This is a genomic window from Flavobacterium artemisiae (assembly GCF_042678225.1).
Taxonomy (GTDB): domain Bacteria; phylum Bacteroidota; class Bacteroidia; order Flavobacteriales; family Flavobacteriaceae; genus Flavobacterium; species Flavobacterium artemisiae.
Map to the genome: position 1 here is coordinate 332,474 of NZ_JBHUDZ010000016.1, position 19,940 is coordinate 352,413.

The window sequence follows — 19,940 nt, forward strand, 5'->3', positions numbered from 1 at the left end:
GATGATTATATTTTAGTTCTTTTGCCCATATAATAACGGTATTGATTATCAAAAGCATATCCTCTTTCATCAATTACTTTAAAATGAAAATTATCCAGACTTTTAGTTTTAATAATTTTTACTTCGTCACTTATGGTTCGTACAAAATAGGCTTGTTTGTCATCTTTTGCATAAAAGGCATTATCACATTCGAGATAATACGTCCCATCAAGACAGGTTTCTAAAATTTTAAAAGTATCTGGATTGGCATCAGGAATTATTTTTCCTTTAAAAAACACATGCTTTTTATCCTTTCCGAGATTACCAATCAATTCTGGATTTGGAATTGTAAATGAATCTATATCAACATTTTCAACCAATACCGTATCTCCAAAATAGAGTTTATCATGTATCACGGCATAATAATCATTTAGATAGTTTGCTTTGCTGTAATCAAAAGGCATTTTGTCATTGTGCCGATAATAATTTCCATTTGAAAAAGTATAGCCTTTTTTAACATCTAAAACTTTAAAATCCTGTGGATCTGCATCTTCTAAAACACAAAAACTACAAAATGCACTTTGTAGATAAACATGATTTTTATCTACAAAATAGATTGTTGATGCAAAATCATCTTCTGATTCGGCATTCGTTGCTGTAATTGTAAAAGTTTCAAAATCAATAATTTTATAAAATTTATTAAAGACTTCGCTTTCATAAAAGAGAATGAATTCATTATCAATAATTTTGTAACCTTGGTCTATATCTTTAATCATATCTATTTGTTTTTCTATCTGATAATCTTTAGTTCATCAGAATTTTTAGATTTGTGCAGGTAAATTGTATGCACTTTTGGCATTGCATTTTTGGCGGTTTTTGAAATCAAAGGAGAATAACCATAACTGAGTAAATCTTTGCAAACCAATGTTACCATTTTACCATTTCCGTAAAATTTGAGTTCGGCATTCTGACAAGGAAAAATAAAATTTCGTTCTTCACCCGCGTATTTAAACATTTCGTTTGCTAAATCTTTACCAAAATCAGATCCATACCAAGGTTTAGAAAGTGCTTCTTCTTGAATACTTGTCTTTAGTAAATCAACATATTCCTGCTGTTTTTTGTTTGTCAAAATATCTTTGAATTTCTCATAAAAAACATCTACTTGTTGTCTTAATTTGGAATCATTTCTCAAATCTTTACTTTCTGCCCAGCCTTTAATTTTCCATGTAATGTCTTTATCGGTAACATCAAAGGCTGTTTTAAATTCTTTATAAGGTAGATCTGCATCTATTTTCGATGTTTCAAAAAATACAACTTGCCATTCATATTGTTCTCCTTTTTCTTTTGCAGCGAGAATATCTAACATAGACATCGGCTCTTTGCTTTTTAGTATAGTGATTTTTACTTTCGCATTTTTACTAATCACATTTTCAAAAGAGGCTTCTGTTTTTTTCTGAGGATAGATTCTAATGGTTATTTCCTGTCTGCCAGGTTGCAGCATATATTGGTTTATTTCTTTTTTTGAAGAATATCCTCCTCCTAATCCAAAATAACTGACAACAGGGACATCATTAACCAACACTTCGTACGAACAATCATGACTCTCATTTTTTAAAGTAAACAGCATTCCTTTATTCGTTTGAATTGTTTCTGTCGTCTTCTTGTTTTGATTTTGCCCGCATAAAGAAATACTTAGAAAAAATAATAAGCCGATGGTTATAAAATTTCTATTTCTCATTTTAAGATTGTCCCCAATGAAATTCGCAATTACTAAAATTTAATGCTTTCAAATCATCTTTATCAATTAAAACGCTAAAGACGCCTTCATCATTAAATCCGTTTTCACCTATTTGCAGTAAAACTATTTTATTCGAATTAACGATGTCCAATATTTGTTTTTCCTGAGCTTGGCAATGTGTAAAGATTCCGAAAATTTTAGAGGTTTCACTTCCTTCAAAATAATCCCATAACAAACCGTCTTCATTGGTGTATTCTTCTTCATCTTCGTATTCTGGTTGGCGATAACGGCTTGAAAGTTTTTCTTTATTCGCAAAAGCTTCTTTTATTAAAACCCCTTCAAAAAAATTATCTTCGTGATCTTTTACCACTCGAACCAATTCGCTGTTCTCGATATCAGCATAAACGACAAGTCCTTTATCTTCCATAATATCAGCAAAGAAGAATAAATGACCTGTTTTTGGCAGTAATCCAGATGCGTCGTGCGGTGCAATTTGCTTTAAATCTAATTGTCCTGCAAAACGAAGATCATCTGGGTATTGAAAATCTTTTGGAAGATCGGCAATTGGTCCGCCGTAACGTGAATGTCCTAACGGAATATCCAGCGTGCCAGCTTTTACTAATAATCCGTCTTCTAATAATATTTCAGGCATTTCTAAACTGTCTCCGTAATAATGTTTTGTTGCCGGACGTAATTCTATAATGTCAAAGGTTTCTTTTTTCATTTTGTTCTAATTTATGATAAACTAAGGCTAATAATTGTTCCTGAATATTTTATAAAATCTCGACAATTAAACTTCGTAAATAAAAGGCGGATGTCCTGTTTCAATATGTTTTAACTGAGTCGGAGTTCTAAATCTCATACTTACTTTTAACTCAAAGATGATCTCTTTATTTGTTGATTCACTTAGAAAAACTTTTACCCATAAAGGATATCTGTAATTAGGCATTGAGAGAAAATCAACAACTTCATCGACAGTAAATTTTCTATTTTCAACATTTTTATTTGTTAAAATCCATAATCGAACAATGTCATCCGAAGAATTGTATGTTACATTGTTTTCTTTAACAGGATACACTGTAAAAAATAATGTTTTATCTATTGAATCTGCTGTAATTTCTTGTATCGTTTTCAGTAGATTGGTTTTAAAATCTTCTTTTGTCATGTGTTATCTCTTTGGCGCATACAAACAATCAATCTTCATCGTCCTCTTCATATTCTTCATCATCGTACGAAAGATAATCCCAATCTATAGCAACGTTTTCAAGAAGATCATCAAAACGTTCTTGATCATAAGAGCCTATAAACGCTGCTGTACAATTATTTTCTTTATCAAAAGAAAGGCTGATTGCAATACAAAAATCATCTGTATATATTTTTTGATTATCGCGGCTGATTTCAGGAATTAATGCAAAATTGTTTTCTATAAAAAGCACGTCATTGGAATCAATTGGTCCAATATAATTTCCGTTATACTGCAATCCGCCAAAAGTACCATTGTAAATGGCCATCATTACTAAAAAATCTTCCGCAGTTTGAGTTTCAATTTCCCAGTTTGATTTTTCGATCGTATCGTAATTTCCATAAACCGGCGGATTATCCAATTCTAAATCTTCTTTTTTGATTCCCCAAATTACAACTCCTTGATTTTCTTCATAAATAAGCAGGAAACCATCGTCAGAAAAATGAACTTCTTCGGGTTTAAAAAGGGTATTGTAACTATAATTAAGGTTTTCTTCTTTTCCTAAAAGCAGGTAAAATTCGCGTAGTTTAGACGGCAGTGTAATGTCTAATCGTGTTTCAAGTTCAGAAATTTCTTTTTCCGAAAAACCAGGGTTTTCATTTTCAGAGAGGTTGTAAAGGCGTTTAATATGCTGTATCATTCTTCTATATATATTCTGATAATTGCTAAAATACGCAATTGTTGTAAGATTACAATTATCTTTTCTTTAAGGTTTTGCATTTTGTACTAAATTTTTACTAGTCATTTTTTTTTGACTAATTGACTAATACTGTAGTAAAAAAGACCTTTGTAAAAAAAAAGTCGAAAGTAAAATGAAAATACTATCGCTGTTATTAATCTTGATAAGCAGTGTAAACTGCCAGTCGCAAACAAAGTCAAAAATGAATGAAGAAAAAACAAATCCTTTATTGTGTGATCCTGTTAGCGGTATGTGCGAAATGCCTGCCGGTAAAAATTCTAATGAAACTTTTTCTATTATAGCAGAAGATAAGCCTGTCAAAATCATTTATTATACCGATCCTATTTGCTCTTCGTGCTGGGGAATTGAACCGCAGCTCCGAAAATTAAAACTTGAATATGGTGACTATTTTGAAATTGATTATAGAATGGGCGGTTTACTGCCTGATTGGAATTACAACAGCGGCGGGATCAGTAAACCGTCTGACGTTGCGCGCCATTGGGACGAGGCAAGTTTGTATTACGAAATGCCGATTGATGGTGATGTCTGGCTCGAAGATCCTTTAGATTCTTCTTATCCGTCTTGTATTGCAATGAAAGCGGCGCAAATGCAGAGGAAAGAAAAGACTGTAAAGTTTATGCGTGTTCTTCGTGAAAAACTTTATTTTGAAAAAAAGAATATTGCAAAATGGGAAAATATCGAGGAAGCTGCTAAAATAGCCGACTTGGATATTCAAAAATTAAAAACGGATTATGAGGGCGATGCTAAAAAACTTTTTCAGGAAGATTTAAATCTCGCAAAATTATTGAGCGTTAGAGGTTTTCCGACTTTGCTTTTTGCTGATTGGAATCAAAATCAATTGACTGTTTACGGCTCTAAACCTTATGCATCATACGAAAATGCGTTATTAGCTTTATTTCCTGAAGCCAAAAAGAAAAAAATTCCGAATGAAAATTCATTATCTATTTTTGAAATATATCCGACACTTGCCCCAAAAGAATATGCTGTAATTTTTGATATTTCAATTAATCATGCCACTATCATCTTAGAAGAATTATTTGAGAAAGGAAAACTAGAAAAAAAGAAAATAAAAAACGGAACGTTATATTCTAAAAAATAAAATATAAGCCTAAATCCTAGTGGTAAAATGTTCCGCTAGGAACATATCATCGGTAGTTCCGCGAGAAACATATCATCGGATGTAGATCGTTCCGTAGGAACGTTTGATATTATAGAATTGGTTCTTTAAAAATATATTGATTATCATATTCTATTTCAAATGCTTTCAGATATTCTATATATTCCTCCAGAAATGTTTTTTTATTATGATGCTGCTCCTGATTCTGTATGTATCGAATAACATTTGAAACATGGCTTTTTGAATATGAAAATGCACCATAACCTTCCTGCCATGCAAAATTTATACACAATTTCTGTTCTTTAATCCACTTGCTGGTTTCTGTCTTTACGTTTTGAATTAGTGAAGAAATAGATTGTGTTGGACGCATTCCGATAAATATGTGGATATGATCTGGCATACTGTTTATGCAAAGCATTTTATGATGGTTAGATTGGATTATACCTGTAATATATTGGTGTAACCTGTCTTTCCATTCTGGAGCAATTAATGCTTTTCTATATTTTACAGCAAAGACAAATTGGATGTGTAATTGTGTATATGTATTGGCCATACGAACAAACGTTCTACTACCGAACAGACGTTCCTACGGAACGATATAAAATTGATTATTATTTTTTCTACCGATTAGATGTTCCTAGCGGAACATTTTTCTCGGGCGCGAATTTTCATTTCTTATGCAAATCTATATTATTTTAATCATATAAAACTTACTTTTTATAATTTATTGTCAATTTCCTCGATAATTATTTCGGCTACCATATCAATTGCCTGACTTACAATTTCTTCTGCATTTCCTTTGAATTCGAAACGTTTTGCAACTTCTTTTTCTGGAAAAACAATATTTATAAAGATGGTTCCAACCGGTTTCGATTTGGTTTCGCTTCCTCCAGGCGTAGTTAATCCAGTCAACGCTACACAAATATCGGATTGTACATAACGGTAAAAATTTTGTGCCATTAATTTGGTGACAATTCCCGATTCTGCAGTATATTTTTTGATTGTTCCGTGCGGGATAGAAAGCAAATCTTCTTTCATAGAAGCATGGTAGCAGACAATTCCGCCAATTAAAATTTGTCCCGAATTAATTACAGTCGAAAATTCATAGCTGAGTTTTCCTGCCGATGCACTTTCTACAAAAGTAATCGTGAGATTTTTTTCTATTAAGCTTTTACAACAACGGGTAACTTTATCTGAAGCCATAATTCTAAATTTTAAACTACATTAAAATTAGAATCTCAAACTGATACATATTTATACAATTTCGTACAGAACTTATATTCTAATTAACTGAAAATTATAGAACTACTAATTATTTTTCTGTAAGATAATCCGCTGTCTCGTCTATTAACTTTGTAAAAATGCTCATTACAACAAAATAAACTAAAAATATATAGTTATGAAAAATTCAATCAACGAAGATTACGGACACATTGATCCAGACTTCATAGACCAAAATACACTTATTGACGGTACTTATTCTGTTGAAGATGAGTACAAACAAGAATTGAAAAAAAATGATCAGAAAGAATTCGGAGAAAGCGATCCCGATCATTACGAACAAAACACACTTATTGATAATGATAATTATGCAAGAGATGAAGATCCATATCAATATCAAGAAGAGTTTATTGAAGATCCTAAACATCCGCAAGGTGATTTTGAGCCAAACACCACTACTATTCGATCAGAGAATATTCCGAATCAGGAACGTATTATTAATGAAGATGATGCGATTACGAATGATGGAACAGAAGATGATTTAAACGACAATTACGATCCTGAAGTTGACTATGAAAATGATCTTGAAAAAGACGGTGATCTAGACAATAACGATGAACCAGAAGATATGGACGATTTTGAAGCTGAACATTATCCTGAAAATCATCCGAGAGAATAACAGTTTATAATTGATTATGGAAATTGAAACTCAAATTATCTGGCTCTTTATTCTTGCTATACCCATTTCGTGCATCAGCTGGACAGTAACGCACGAGGAGATTTTTAGAGAACCACATGAATGGTGTGTAAATCGGTCTAAAAATGACAGGTATTTGTTGTCACGAAAGTTCTTTTATCTGCTTACCTGCGAATATTGTTTCAGTCATTATGTTACGATCTTCTTTTTGCTCTTTACTAATTATAAACTTTTGTTAATTGATTGGAGAGGCTATATTTTGGCAGGCTTTTCGCTGGTTTTTGTAGCAAATATCTATATGAGCCTTTTTGCATTATTGCGTCAGGCGATTAAAAAAGAAAAGGTTGAAATCGAGAAAATTGAAACCGAAACAACTGATTTAAAAAATTAAATAATTAAAACAAGTATAACTAAATAAATTAACATCATGGAAAATTTAAATTTCATAGACCCTCTTTTACACGGAATTACACCTCAAACTTTAAACAATAAAAATCTATCAGTAAAACAATTGGCTTGTGCTGGAGTTGGTGCACTTTTGGCAGCAGCAGTTCTGAAAAAAACAGGACATCCTAAAGTTGGAGCTGTTGTTGGCGGTTTAGCATTACCATTATTAGCGTCTGCAGGTTATAAAAAATTCTGCGAGGTTAAGAAAGAAAAAAACGACGCGAAAGCAAGCAGCGGTATCGAATACAATCATTAATCTGATTTTGATAAAGTTATAAAAAAAACAGCGCTTTTATGGCGCTGTTTTTTTTGTTTCAAGTTTTTGAAGTTTCAGGTTTCAGGTTCAGTTGAATGACAAAAAATATTACTTCTTATGAAATATTTCCCTCAACCCAATTTAAAGCTTTATTAAAATCTACTTTTTTAAAACCTCTAAATTCTCCTGGAACAATATAACTGAATCCGTTTGTGAACGAAATAATTTCTTCTGTATCTGTTATTATGGCGGCACGATTCCATTTTCCTAAATGTTTAAGTCCTAAAAGCGCGTCTTGAAGCCATGCTCCAGCGGTGAAATTTTTAATATCGGTATCTAAAACCAATAGAAAATTGATTTCATTTGTTTGTTTTACTAAATGTTCTACAGCAGGCACAACTGCTGTTAAAAAATCTTCTTTGGTCACTTCTGCCAATGCTCGAAAAGCAACTATATTATCTGTTGTATCAATTTGATGTATCATGATCTGTTTTTTTTGAAATTATATTTATAATATACTAATAAAGAATCTATTAGCACACAAAAACCTAACTCAAATATACTGATTTCTGCAAGTTAAACCTTATCATTTAACATCGCTTTTTTATATATTTTTAATTAACCCCTAAGTTATATAACAAAAAAAGGCTGTCATCGCTGACAGCCTTTTTCATTACATTAAAACCAAAAAATGTAACGTCCTTAAAACCATTATGGCAAATGGGTTTCTTTTTTATTTCTTTATGAAACGTTTTATGGTTTGTCTGCCGTCTTTTTCAAGAATAAGGAAATAAATACCTTGCTTTAATTGACTAACATTCAAACTATTTTCATTTATTTTTTGAGAGTCGACAACTGTTCCCTGCGCATCGATAACTGTCGTTTTACCACCAATTACATCTGTTGTAAACGATAATAAATCTGCAACAGGATTTGGATATACAATTAGTACATTACTTTCTGCTTTAGCTGCAATTTCAGAAGTTGCTGCAATTGGCGCTGCATTGCCAACTTTCGTAATTCTGATCCAGTTGATATTCATTCCCGTATTCTGAATGTAGATTCCGAAATTGTAAGTTCCTGCATTTACGTTTACGGTTTGTGTTACCGTCTGCCAATTTTGCCAGCCTCCTGTATTTGGAATAGTTACATTTCCTAAAATAATAGTTCCTCCATTTAAATCTGAAGAAAGCACACCGCCTGAAGCACTTGCAACTCTGTATTCAATTAAATACGAACCCGTTGTTGGGAAATTAATGTTGTTGTAAGCCAGCCAGTCACCAGTTTCGGTATAACCCACATTAGATCCTCCACCAGTGTCTGTCGTAGCTTCGACCTGAATGCCGCTCATCGCTGAGTAATCTTCGGCCTGAATTAAATTTGAAGTTTGAGAAGTTGTCGTAGCAATTAGTTTCCACTGCCCACAGGTTTGATTGTTGTTGTCCCATTGCTGTACGATTGCGCCAGAAGCAGTGCTTGCTCCGGCCACCTCAACAATTCTGCCGCTGTGACGGGCAACAATTTTATAATAACCATCTCCTGTCGAAACTAAAATAAACTGCTGATTCGTCGTTCCGTTATATGGATATTGCTCCACTCGTATACCATTTGCTTTATTAAAACCATTCACGTCCATTGACTGACCGCTGTGATTGGCAATAATTTTATACATTCCGTCTCCTAAATGCGTAAATGTAAATTTCTGATTGTTTCCAGAAGTCAAACCTCCCTGATTAATTCCGGCTCCGTTTGCCATACTTGCTGTCCAAACATCCATATACAAACCGCTGTTTCTGTTTTGAAGAAAGAACGTCTGGTTTCCTAAAGTAGCCGTTCCGTTTGCAATAATTCTGATCGAACTTACTTTATCATTCCATGTTGTATTCAAACAAGAATTATCAGCATTAATAACCGTTGATGTTCCCGTAAAATTATCATCCATATACAAAATTGCCTGATAACCTTGAGTAATTCGAAGTGACGAAATATCATCATTTAAAACTCCTAACGAATTTAAACGAGCCAAATTATAATCGCCGATTGTTAATCCGCCTGAAAATCCTGTATAGTTACAATCTTTATAAACCGTAATTACATCGGTTGAAGCTGCAATATTTCCTCCTGGCGGAATAGTTCCTGTAATCGAATAACTCCCGATAGAACCATAAGCTGAATAACCTCCTGCTCCAGCATTTCCTGCTCCGTTTCCGTCAACACCGATAAAATATTTTCCTGCTGGAAGATTGACATTCATAGAAGCATTTAAAGCAAACGGATCCGAATTCCAATACGTTCCCATTTCTGCTCCTGCCGAATTATACAATCGGATCAAAAGATGCAGATTTCCGTCTCTAGAAACCGTATTCGCATTTATAGAAACATTTCCGCCTCCAGTTGTAAAAGTGAAGAAATCATAATCGGCTTCACTGGAAATAATTCCGTTTTTTTGATTGATTTGTCCGCTTGAATTATAATCTAAAGCAGCTGCAGAAGCTGTTGTATTTCCGTAATCGTCACCGCGGTATCCAACTCCAAATTTAGCACTGGCAATAATCGCTACATCATCTTGTTTGTTGTTCGCATTGTTGTATTCTCCTTTACTCCATTGTACAACAGGTCTGTAATAACCTGCCCCCATAATCGGCGCCCAAGAAGTTCCGTCAAGACCTAAGAAATAATCTTCTGCGGGACTTGTACGTCCGTCATGCCCTAAGTCAAAAGTATGCCCCACTTCGTGAGAAGAAGCGTCTCCGCCTGATTTTCCAGAAGTGATAAAAACCCAGCAAGGAACATCGTTATCCCAATTAAAAGAGCCAATATACGCTACCCCGCCCGCTCCCGGCGCTGCTGTATTGGTCGGCGTTACTACAACTCGCATTCTTCTGTTTCTTGGATAAGAATTAAAAACGGCTTCGTTTGTGGTAACGTTTACATTAAACGGACGATAATCTTCTGAAACTACTTCCCAATGCTGTTGTACTGCTGCATCACTCATTCCTGATGCGGCCGCATTGATGGCATTTCCGTTGTTCCAAAGATTTCCTGCCGGCATATAATAACCATCAAAATCTAACATTATACAACCCGCAGCGCCTGGCAAACTTTGCAGATCTAACAAAGCTGGTGCAATTGCCGTTGCTGCTGTTTTACTTGTTGTATTGTCTTTTGTTGGAACATTTTTATAATCGATACAAACCAAAGTATTGATATCTACTTTTTTTACAAAAGCATTTCCTTGTGCATCCGAAAAGTATTTGTAAGCTTCTCTGGTTTTCTTTAAAATAATATGCCCTTCAAGCGATTTATCTTTTACTTTGATATAAAAAGAAGATTCGGCTATGTTTTTAATTTCTCCGATTAAAAACTCTGTTGATTCGTTGGACTCTTTGTAGTTTATTTTTCCGTTAAAATTTACTTTTTCTGCTTGAAGTAAAACGGTTTTCTCAGCAGTTTTTCCAGTTGCAGAAACTGCGAGTCCTTTCTTTAAATTGTTCATAAAGGTTTTACTCGATCCTAATGAAGTTTGAGCAATGGCAAAACTTCCAAAAGCGAGAAACAGTAATATACTAAATCGAAATTTGTAATTGTTTTTCATATAATTTGGGGATTAATGATGAAATTGTTTAATATTTAATGTTTAATGTTTTTAACACATAGAGACATAGGTTTTTGTTTGATGCGGGGAAGGTTTTTGAAAGAAACTTGTTTCTCACACATAGGCATGTTAGTAATAGCTTTGTCAAAGTTTCAAACTTTGACAAAGCTTATGCAATAGAACTATGTTTGTTTAAACAAGTGAAACGCCTTTTTCAGGTTTCAAAAATCTATGACTCTATGTGTTTAAGATCTAAGCTTTATTTCTTAATAAAACGTCTCACCGTTTTGATTCCGTTTTTTTCTAAAGAGATTAGATAAATACCGCTTTTTAAAGTCGAAACATCGATGCTGTTGTTATTCACAGTTTGAGAAGAAACTGTTGCACCGCCTTCTGTATTGATGATATTTACATTACCGCCAGAAACCTCAGCTGTAAAGAAAAGTTCACTTTCTGTCGGATTTGGATAAATACTCAAGCTTTGAATGGCATCTGACGGAGCAGCCGATTTTGCCGCTAAAGCCGAAGCTGCTTTTGTAATTCTAAACCAGTTTATATTGAATCCTGTGTTTTGAACATATATTCCGAAGTTATACGTTCCTGCATTTACGTTCACCGTTTGTGTAATGGTCTGCCAATTCTGCCATCCGCCTGTATTTGGAACATTAACAGCTCCAAGCTGAATTGTTCCTGCATTTAGATCAGATGATAATCTTCCGCCTGTAACAGCACTAGACACTCGGTATTCAATTACATAGTTTCCAGAAGTTGGGAAATTAACATTGTAATACGCCATCCAATCTCCGGTATCACAGTAACCAACATTTAATCCGCCGCCGGTATCTGTGGTTGCTTCTGTTTGTACACCGCTCATTGTATTGTAATTTTCAGCCTGAATCAAAGTTCCTGTTCCAGTTGGCGGGTTACTCCCTTTTACTACTTGATCAACAGCTGTAAGTAATGATTTTGCACCCGTTGCATCTTGTGATAATTCCCAAATCATAACTCCTGCAGCATTTTGAATTGCAAAAGTTGTTTTTTGTTTAATCGTTGGAATTCCGTTATAATAAATCGTATTTCCAACCTGATCCAGATTTTCTGCTCCAGGATATTGCGCTACGATATTTGCAAACGAAATTCCTTGGTTGGCAGAAGCTCCAAATCCGTAACCGTAAAATGGAAGTCCGATAACCGCTTTGCTTGCTGGTAAGCCACGTCCTGTCCAGTAATTAAACTGATTTACCGCCATGCTGTATGGAGAATGCTGTCCTGGATTTCCAGGTGCCCAAGGTCCTGTTGCATCATACGCCATAATATTGATCCAGTCATAAGCTGCAAAAGTAGATGCAGGTACATTGGCACCACCATATCCTTCTGAAAGCGCTGCTGTAATCAATTTTCCATTAGCATGAAGTTTATTAGCTAAAGCAATTACAAATCCGCCGTAATCACCATTAATGGCTGGTCCTTCCAAATCAACATCGACTCCGTCAAAATTATGGGCTACAACATAATCGTAGATTTTTTGAACAAAAGCCGTTCTGTTGGCAGATGTAATTAAATTGAAATAATTGTCGCGAATGGCTCCTCCCTCAGAAATTGCTCCTCCTCCAAGTGAAACAAAAACTTTTACACCATTAGCATGTGCAGTATTGATAATCGCATTATTTCCTGAATTAAAAGTCAGGTAACCATTAGCATCCGGATTTTCAAACGCAATATTAATATGCGTTAATTTACTGTATTGAATGGTATTCGCAAAGGAATTTAAATCAACCCAGTTAGGAACATACGCGATTACTTTTTTCTGTGCAATCGACAGATTAAAAACTCCTAACACTAAAATTATTGTCCATTTTAGCGGCAATCTTTGGTAATTGTTTTTCATAATGAATTGTTTTAACAGATTAATAATTTGTAAATAAGGGGTGTTGAATTTTAGATTTTAGATTTTAGATTTTAGATTTTAGATTTTAGATTTTAGATTTTAGATTTTAGATTTTAGATTTTAGATTTTAGATTTTAGATTTTAGATTCGTTTGAATTGGACAAAGTCCAATTCAAACGAAATCATTTATAACTAACAGTAAATCAATCTAAAATCTAAAATCTGCAATCTAAAATTATTTCTTAATAAAGCGTTTGATCACTTTTTTACCATTCTGATCAAAAACCACAAAATAAATTCCAGTTCTTAATCTTGATACATCAATACTGTTGTCATTGATTTTTTGCTGTGAAACTTCAGTTCCAGTCTGATCTATAATACTTACTTTTTCGCTGCTTACTGGTATAGTTAGGTAAAGCGTACTTTCTGCCGGACTTGGATAAACAGTAAGTTCAGTTACTGCTACTTCTTGTTCTGCAGTTTCAACAGAAGCTGTTCTTGCAGTTGCTCCTGCTCCAACTTTTGTGATTTTAATCCAATTGATATTCATTCCGGTATTTTGAATGTAGATTCCGAAATTGTATGTTCCTGCATTTACATTTACGGTCTGCGAAACGGTCTGCCAGTTTTGCCATCCTCCAGTATTTGGAACAGTTACATTTCCTAAAACAATAGCGCCGGCATTCAAATCTGAAGAAAGTACACCTCCTGAAGCACTTGCAACTCTATATTCAATTAAATAAGAACCCGTTGTTGGAAAATTGATGCTGTTGTATGCTAACCAATCGCCTGTTTCTGTGTAGCCTACATTTGAGCCTCCACCTGTATCTGTAGTCGCTTCAACCTGAATACCGCTCATTGATGAGTAATCTTCTGCCTGAATTAAAACTGACGTTTGAGAAGAAGTCGCTGGAACCAGCTTCCATTGTCCGCAAGTTTGGTTGTTATTATCCCACTGTTGTACAATAGCGCCCGAAGCTGTACTTGCTCCAGCAACCTCAACAATTCTTCCGCTGTGACGGGCAACAATTTTATAGAATCCGCTTCCCGCATCTACCAAAATAAACTGCTGATTGGTTGTTGCATTGTACGGATATTGCTCTACACGCGCACCATTAGCTTTGTTGAAATTATTGATATCCATAGACATACCGCTATGATTCGCTATGATTTTGTACATTCCATCTCCTAAATGTGTGAAAGTAAATTTCTGATTGTTTCCAGAAGTTAAAGCACCTTGATTAATTCCTGCACCGTTTGACATGCTCGCAGTCCAAACATCCATGTAAAGATTACTGTTTCTGTTTTGAAGGAAGAAAGTCTGGTTTCCAAAAGTGGTAACACCATTAGGAAGAATTTTTACCGAAGTAACTTTGTCATTCCAAGTGGCATTCAAACAAGAAGTATCTGAAGTAATTACAGTGGAAGTTCCTGTAAAATTATCATCCATATATAAAATTGCTTTGTAACCTTGTGCAACTTTTAGTGACGAAATATCATCATTTAAAACTCCTAATGAATTTAAACGAGCCAGATTATAATCTCCAATTGTTAACCCGCCAGAGAAACCGGTGTAGTTGCAATCTTTATAAACTGTAATCACATCTGTAGTAGCCGGAACAGAAGGAACCGTTCCTGCATAACCTCCAAAAACAGCAATTACTTTTGTCGGCTGCGGCGAATGAAGCGATGGCGACTGATCGGCAACATCATCATAAGCAAATCCGTAAGCCAGATTATCAATATTAATTCCTGGTAAATGCCAGAATTTAGAATAATGATTGGTTGGGTTAACCTGATAATATTTTGAAGCATCATACCAGTTTTGCTGACCCGGATTTGCTGTTGTAGTATTCACAACATGACGGTTGATTGCAGCTGTTAACTGAGCCTGAATCACAAGATCCAAATCTCCATCAACCAATCTTCTGTCTAGAACTCCTTTTCCTTCAAGCGCTTCTTGTGTGCTTGGACGATTTTGAACGCGTCCTGTTCTTCCCACAAAGGCACCCGACTGCCCAACCATTTCCAGCTGTTCACCAATAACTCTTCCTTTAAAAACTCCCGCATCACCGGCATAAAAAATCAAATCTTCATTTTTGTATTTGTTCCAGATGGCATCAATATAGGATTTCAAATAATTGGCATATTGACCAGATCCTTCCGCGTAAGCAGCAGTTTTAGATGGCGCTGTGATTTCTCCCGTTGCATCGTTTACACAACCTTGAAATTCTGCTGGAACATTTGCTTTAAAAGCGGCTACGATATCAGCGTGTTTTTTCAAATCTCCCACTTTTTTCTGATAGCCGTTTGCACCGAATAATTCTAATCCCATTGGGTATTTATACGAATCTACACGAGTTGGATTTCCGAAGAAACCGTGCTGATTGTTCGTCAATTCGATCATTTCATACAAAATTCCCTGATTCGGATCGGTTGCATTCTGCGGATTCGGCGATGCATATCCTGAAGGAGCTCCATTGGCACCAAAAAAGTAGAAGTACAACTGTGAACCTTTAGAAATAAAAACTCTACATCCTGCAATTAAAGGCAGTGTAAATGTTTTGTTCGGAATTTCACTCAACTTAGTAAAACAAGCTGCGTATTTTGAGTTTTGTCCCGGACCGGTATTACCACCGTAAGTGGGTCCCGTAACAGTGTTATAAGATGCATTCATTGGTAAAACCTGACTTGTTTTGGCATTTACCCAAACGTGGTTTCCTGTGGTATAATCAATTCCGACAATGGCTACATACAACTCATTATCGTTAAAAGGCGATGTATTACTAATCGTGAACGGAATCGCGCCTTGTCCGTACATTAGATTTGAAAACACTAAAAATAGTGCCGTCAAAATCGAAAATCTTTGAAGTCTAATTTTATTCATATCTAAATAATTTTGGGGTTACGTAAATAGATTATAAACTAAAGCCATTCAATAAATAATGACTTAATGATCCGTCAGGTGAAATTTTTGGTGCTATCCATTTAAATTTAATTCCGGCTTGTTCTTTTATGGGGGATTTATTTTTAAAACAAATGACACCCAACGGACTTTTTTATTATTTTTTAATCAGCTTTTTGGTCCAGCTTTTTTGATCTGATTTGAAGTTTAGAATGTAAATTCCTCTTTCTAATCTGCTGATATCAATCATGCTTTCATTTGCATTACTTTCAGGTTTATTCTGAATAACTAATGTTCCTGAATTATCATAAATCGAAATAATTTTATTGTCTAAATTTTCAGGTATTGCCACTTGAATATAATTGCTCGCCGGATTTGGATACATAGCAAATGCCACTTCTTCATTCGTAGGCACAGCTTCTGTATTCAAAGCCATTCTAGCTGTCGAAGCCGATCCGTATGCTTCAATTTCATATAAAGAATATCCGTACGGCGCCAAAGCTTTCGTGGTGCATAAAATTCTCAAATACCTTCCTGATCCGCTTACTGCTAAATCATCTGTACCGCCGTCAGAAGCAGTTTGAGTATTGATGGTTTCATTTTCTGTAAAAACATTATCCGTAGAAAGTTGGATTTTGTATTGTGTTGCAAAAGCCGCTTCCCATTTTAAAACCACTCGGTTAAGATTGTAGTTGCTTCCTAAATCCACATAAATCCATTCCGTTGCATTTGCAAAAGAACTCGCCCATCTTGATACTGTTCCGTCTCCATCAGTTGCTTTATTAGCTGAAAGTGTTGCATTTTCTTCTGTAGAAGCTGTCGCTGTTTTTCCTAAAGCTAAATTCACATTCGGATTTGGGGTAATATTTCGAACAGTCACATCGCTGAAAACTCCTGTTGTCAAAGTCCCGTTGTTATGAGACGTTACAGCCATTCCGACATAAATTGTATTTGCCATAGCAATTGTTCTGGCCGTTCCAACCTGAGTCCAAGTGGTACCATTATCCGAGATATAAGAGGTAAAAGTATTTCCTGATCTCACTGTGCGAATCCATTTTGGAGTTGTTCCTGCCGTACCTTGCTGAATAGTTGCCACTCCAACAGCATCTCTTGATAAGAATTCTGCTCCAGCCGCCGCTGTCAAAGTCGTCATAGCATGTCTAGAAGTTGGCGTCAATGTTTCGCGGAACATTACTCCCGCTTTTGCGTAAGTATTCGTATTTGTTAATGAATTTATTTTGGCAATAATTTCAGCATCGCCCGTAATTGGCTGATACACGTATTGAAACTGATCGCTGGTTTCCCAAATATCGGTTCCTGAACCTTTAATGGTAAAAGTGCCGCTAGAATGCGCTGCTTCTCCTGCTGGTGTCACCGATCCCAAATCCGTACTGATCCAAGGTGCAGGCAATCCCGCTGGATTTTCTGTTGAAACTAAATTTAAAGCTCTCAGATTATCAAAATAATACGTATTTCCAGAGTTTGTTCCCGGTTCAAACAAGAAAACAAAACGGTTTACTTCGCTGTCTAAAGTCGAAGCGTCTGGTGAACTTGCATAGGTAAAAGTTACCGTATGCCAAGCATTTGATTGTTTTACAACTCCCTGATAAATACTGTGTCTTCCTACAGGATAATTAGAAGGAACAGATGCACCGCTTTCTGCCTGCCAAGAAATAATTGATCCGACTGGCGCAGACGTATAAACATCCATAGCGAACTTTTTAACGCCTCCTTTAAAATCTCCTATATTGGTTAAAGTCGTATTGAAAGAGAAATTATCATACAATTCGGTTGACTTACGAACATATCTTCCAACATTTGAAGAAGTATTAATGCCGCTCGCATTCGGATTTGCTGTGTTTGGCGTGTATGTTCCGATAGCGTCTCTAAACGTAATATTATGTGTGTTCTGATAATCTTCGTAAACTACTCCTGGTGTAAAAGTATCTGGAAGTTTGGTTGAACCAATTCTAATATTATCAAAATAATACGTATCATTTGTATAAGATCCCGAATTGAATAATAAAACCATTTGGTTTACAGCCAAGTTTGAAGTTCCTGCATCTGGACTGGAATTGTAATAAAAAGTCAGCGTTTCCCATTGATTTTGTTTGGTTGTAATCGCTACATAATTACTGTTTCTTCCTGTCGGATAATTGGCTGGAAGAGAAGTTGCGCTGTTTTCTAAATTCAAACTTACAACTGTTCCAACTGGTGCAGACGTATACACATCAATCATAATTTTATTGGTCTGATTTTTTAATAAACCAGCATCTTCAATTGTACTTTGTGTATTGAAAAACAAAACGTCATATTGTTCTGTTACGTTTCTAACGTACCTCGCTGCATTCGCGGAAGCGTTAACCGAATTTGTTGCCGGGTTTGCCACAACAGAATAGGTTCCTGTTGTAGTTCCTTTAATAATTTTATTAATGCCGTCGTAGTTTTGTAAAACATCAGTTGCAACAATTGGCTTTTCCGGCGCAGCTTTTGTCAGCAGATTGTCAAAATAATACGTCGCTCCAGAATTCGAATTCGATTCAAAAAGAATGACTACATTATTGATTGTTAAAGCGCTCGTGTTAGGATCGATGATTTTTTCAAATTCAAATTCAATCGTTTCCCATTTGTTTTGAACAGTTGTTGTCGCTTTAAAGCCACTGTGTCTTCCTGACGGATAATTGGTTGCCGTTGTGACATTGCTGTTTTCTAACTGCATCGAAATTTTTGTTCCAACAGGCGCCGAAGTGTAAATGTCAAACGAAAGTCTTTTTCTTCCGTAAACATAATCATTGGCATTTGAGATGGTAACATTTCGAATGTTTAGAACATCGTACAATTCAGAAGAATTACGCACATATCTTCCTGCCAAAGTCGAGGTGTTGATTCCTGTTGCAGAAGGATTGGCAACCGCTTCTGTCAGAACTCCCGTTTTTACCGGATACAATACATTTCTATTGGTTTGAAAATCCTCGTGGATTTTTTCTACTGGTATTGCTGGTTCTGTAGTAACAGCCAGCTTATAAGTATTAACTGCACATCCAGAAACTGTTGCAACTGTAGAAACATCTCCTCCGGCAGTTCCCCAATTTACTGTAATAGAATTGGTCCCTTGTCCAGAAGCAATTGTCGCGCCCGCAGGAACTGTCCAATTGTACGTTGCTCCTGCAATAGCATTTACAGAATACGTTTTATTAGTTTCGTTTTGATAAACCTTGTTATCTCCTGTTACAGCATATTTAAAACTTCCGTCGTAAACACGAACATAATCGACTTGCATTTTCGCAGGAAAATCTCCAGGAATCGGAGGAACTCCTACTCCATTTACGCTCGTATAAGGTGTTCCTGCACTTCCAACAGCAAGATTTAAAATGATGTAAAAATTACTGTCATTAAAAGGCCATCCTCCGTTTACCGTAGTATTTGGCGTTGCTGTATGAAATAAAACATCATCTACAAACCATTTAATAATATTGGGTCCCCATTCTACAGCATAAACGTGAAAACCTGTCGATAAATCTACTGGAGAAGCATAACTTCTACCTGTAAAATGATAACCGTTCCCATCATAATGGATAGTTCCGTCAACAGATTGCGGATTCCTGTGTTTCGCTTCCATGATGTCGATTTCTCCCGTGTACGGCCAATTTCCGTTTACTGGAAGCATCCAGAAAGCAGGCCATGCGCCTTGACCATTAGAAAGTTTCATACGGGCTTCTATTCTTCCATATTTTAAAGAATATTTTCCTTCTGTAGTCAATTTTGAAGAAGCATACGGCTGATCTGGAAATTGTGCGTTTGGTGCATACTTCGCTTCAATGTTTAAGTAACTGTTTGTTCCCTCTTTAACAATAGTTGCCTGAGTAGGATCGTAACGCTGTGCCTCAGCATTTCCAAATCCGCAAAGCGACGGACAGCCGTTTCCTGAGATACTCTGCCATTTAGTTAAATCGACTGTTGTGCCATTAAATTCGTCAGACCAAACTAGTGTGTTACACTGTGCCTGAACTTTCAAAAATGGTAACAGCATGAGCAGCGCCGTGACACAAAATTTTTTAAATAAAGAGAATTTGTCTTTCGGTGGTCGGCCGAAAAAAGAGTCGTTTTGATTCATTTTTTTTAGTTTTTTGTTAGTAAGTTTCTTTGACAAAAAC

16 protein-coding genes are annotated in these 19,940 nt (G+C 35.6%); 4 read left to right on the forward strand and 12 right to left on the reverse strand.

Features of this window, described 5'->3' with window-relative positions; translation table 11 throughout:
* Nucleotides 1–5 precede the first annotated feature (5 nt).
* From ACFSC2_RS17805 to ACFSC2_RS17825, 5 genes are all read right to left on the reverse strand, one after another.
* Entirely contained in the window at nt 6–755 is a 750-nt protein-coding gene (locus ACFSC2_RS17805; RefSeq protein ID WP_379815689.1) for a DKNYY domain-containing protein, read from the reverse strand.
* Between the two features lie 14 nt (nt 756–769).
* Nucleotides 770–1,717 carry a hypothetical protein gene (locus ACFSC2_RS17810; RefSeq protein ID WP_379815690.1) on the reverse strand — a complete coding sequence of 316 codons (948 nt, stop codon included), beginning with the start codon at nt 1,715–1,717 and terminating at the stop codon, nt 770–772.
* A gap of 1 nt (nt 1,718) precedes the next feature.
* The gene (locus ACFSC2_RS17815; RefSeq protein WP_379815691.1) at nt 1,719–2,441 is read right to left on the reverse strand and encodes a DUF1963 domain-containing protein; all 723 of its coding nucleotides are present in this window, start codon (nt 2,439–2,441) and stop codon (nt 1,719–1,721) included.
* Nucleotides 2,442–2,507: 66 nt separating this feature from the next.
* A complete protein-coding gene (locus tag ACFSC2_RS17820; RefSeq protein ID WP_379815692.1) occupies nt 2,508–2,882 on the reverse strand; it encodes a hypothetical protein in 375 nt (124 codons plus the stop codon).
* Between the two features lie 28 nt (nt 2,883–2,910).
* Entirely contained in the window at nt 2,911–3,600 is a 690-nt protein-coding gene (locus ACFSC2_RS17825) for an SMI1/KNR4 family protein (RefSeq protein ID WP_379815693.1), read from the reverse strand.
* 241 nt (nt 3,601–3,841) lie between these two features.
* Here ACFSC2_RS17825 and ACFSC2_RS17830 point away from each other — a divergent pair, with 241 nt between their 5' ends.
* Nucleotides 3,842–4,759: a DsbA family protein gene (locus ACFSC2_RS17830; RefSeq protein ID WP_379815694.1), complete on the forward strand. Its 918-nt coding sequence runs from the start codon at nt 3,842–3,844 to the stop codon at nt 4,757–4,759.
* Between the two features lie 109 nt (nt 4,760–4,868).
* Here the strand turns inward: ACFSC2_RS17830 and tnpA are convergent, their stop codons facing one another.
* Both tnpA and ACFSC2_RS17840 read right to left on the reverse strand, forming a co-directional pair.
* Nucleotides 4,869–5,330, reverse strand: a complete 462-nt coding sequence (tnpA, locus tag ACFSC2_RS17835; RefSeq protein WP_379815695.1) for an IS200/IS605 family transposase — start codon at nt 5,328–5,330, stop codon at nt 4,869–4,871.
* 164 nt (nt 5,331–5,494) lie between these two features.
* The gene (locus ACFSC2_RS17840; RefSeq protein WP_379815696.1) at nt 5,495–5,980 is read right to left on the reverse strand and encodes a CinA family protein; all 486 of its coding nucleotides are present in this window, start codon (nt 5,978–5,980) and stop codon (nt 5,495–5,497) included.
* A gap of 196 nt (nt 5,981–6,176) precedes the next feature.
* Here ACFSC2_RS17840 and ACFSC2_RS17845 point away from each other — a divergent pair, with 196 nt between their 5' ends.
* The 3 genes from ACFSC2_RS17845 to ACFSC2_RS17855 are packed head-to-tail and all read left to right on the forward strand — an operon-like array spanning nt 6,177 to nt 7,398.
* Nucleotides 6,177–6,677, forward strand: coding sequence for a hypothetical protein (locus tag ACFSC2_RS17845; RefSeq protein WP_379815697.1), 501 nt, complete (start codon nt 6,177–6,179; stop codon nt 6,675–6,677).
* 16 nt (nt 6,678–6,693) lie between these two features.
* The gene (locus tag ACFSC2_RS17850; RefSeq protein ID WP_379815698.1) at nt 6,694–7,086 is read left to right on the forward strand and encodes a hypothetical protein; all 393 of its coding nucleotides are present in this window, start codon (nt 6,694–6,696) and stop codon (nt 7,084–7,086) included.
* A gap of 36 nt (nt 7,087–7,122) precedes the next feature.
* Nucleotides 7,123–7,398, forward strand: a complete 276-nt coding sequence (locus ACFSC2_RS17855) for a PrgI family protein (protein WP_379815699.1) — start codon at nt 7,123–7,125, stop codon at nt 7,396–7,398.
* Between the two features lie 115 nt (nt 7,399–7,513).
* Here ACFSC2_RS17855 and ACFSC2_RS17860 read toward each other — a convergent pair whose 3' ends face one another.
* The 5 genes from ACFSC2_RS17860 to ACFSC2_RS17880 all read right to left on the reverse strand — a co-directional run bounded on the left by ACFSC2_RS17860 (nt 7,514) and on the right by ACFSC2_RS17880 (nt 19,900).
* Nucleotides 7,514–7,882, reverse strand: coding sequence for a SpoIIAA family protein (locus ACFSC2_RS17860; protein ID WP_379815700.1), 369 nt, complete (start codon nt 7,880–7,882; stop codon nt 7,514–7,516).
* A gap of 249 nt (nt 7,883–8,131) precedes the next feature.
* Nucleotides 8,132–10,993, reverse strand: a complete 2,862-nt coding sequence (locus tag ACFSC2_RS17865) for an RICIN domain-containing protein (RefSeq protein WP_379815701.1) — start codon at nt 10,991–10,993, stop codon at nt 8,132–8,134.
* Between the two features lie 259 nt (nt 10,994–11,252).
* Entirely contained in the window at nt 11,253–12,881 is a 1,629-nt protein-coding gene (locus ACFSC2_RS17870) for a glycosyl hydrolase family 18 protein (RefSeq protein WP_379815702.1), read from the reverse strand.
* Nucleotides 12,882–13,116: 235 nt separating this feature from the next.
* Entirely contained in the window at nt 13,117–15,768 is a 2,652-nt protein-coding gene (locus tag ACFSC2_RS17875) for a beta-1,3-glucanase family protein (RefSeq protein ID WP_379815703.1), read from the reverse strand.
* Between the two features lie 175 nt (nt 15,769–15,943).
* Complete coding sequence (locus ACFSC2_RS17880) at nt 15,944–19,900, reverse strand: family 16 glycosylhydrolase (RefSeq protein ID WP_379815704.1); 3,957 nt, start codon at nt 19,898–19,900, stop codon at nt 15,944–15,946.
* Nucleotides 19,901–19,940: the final 40 nt, after the last annotated feature.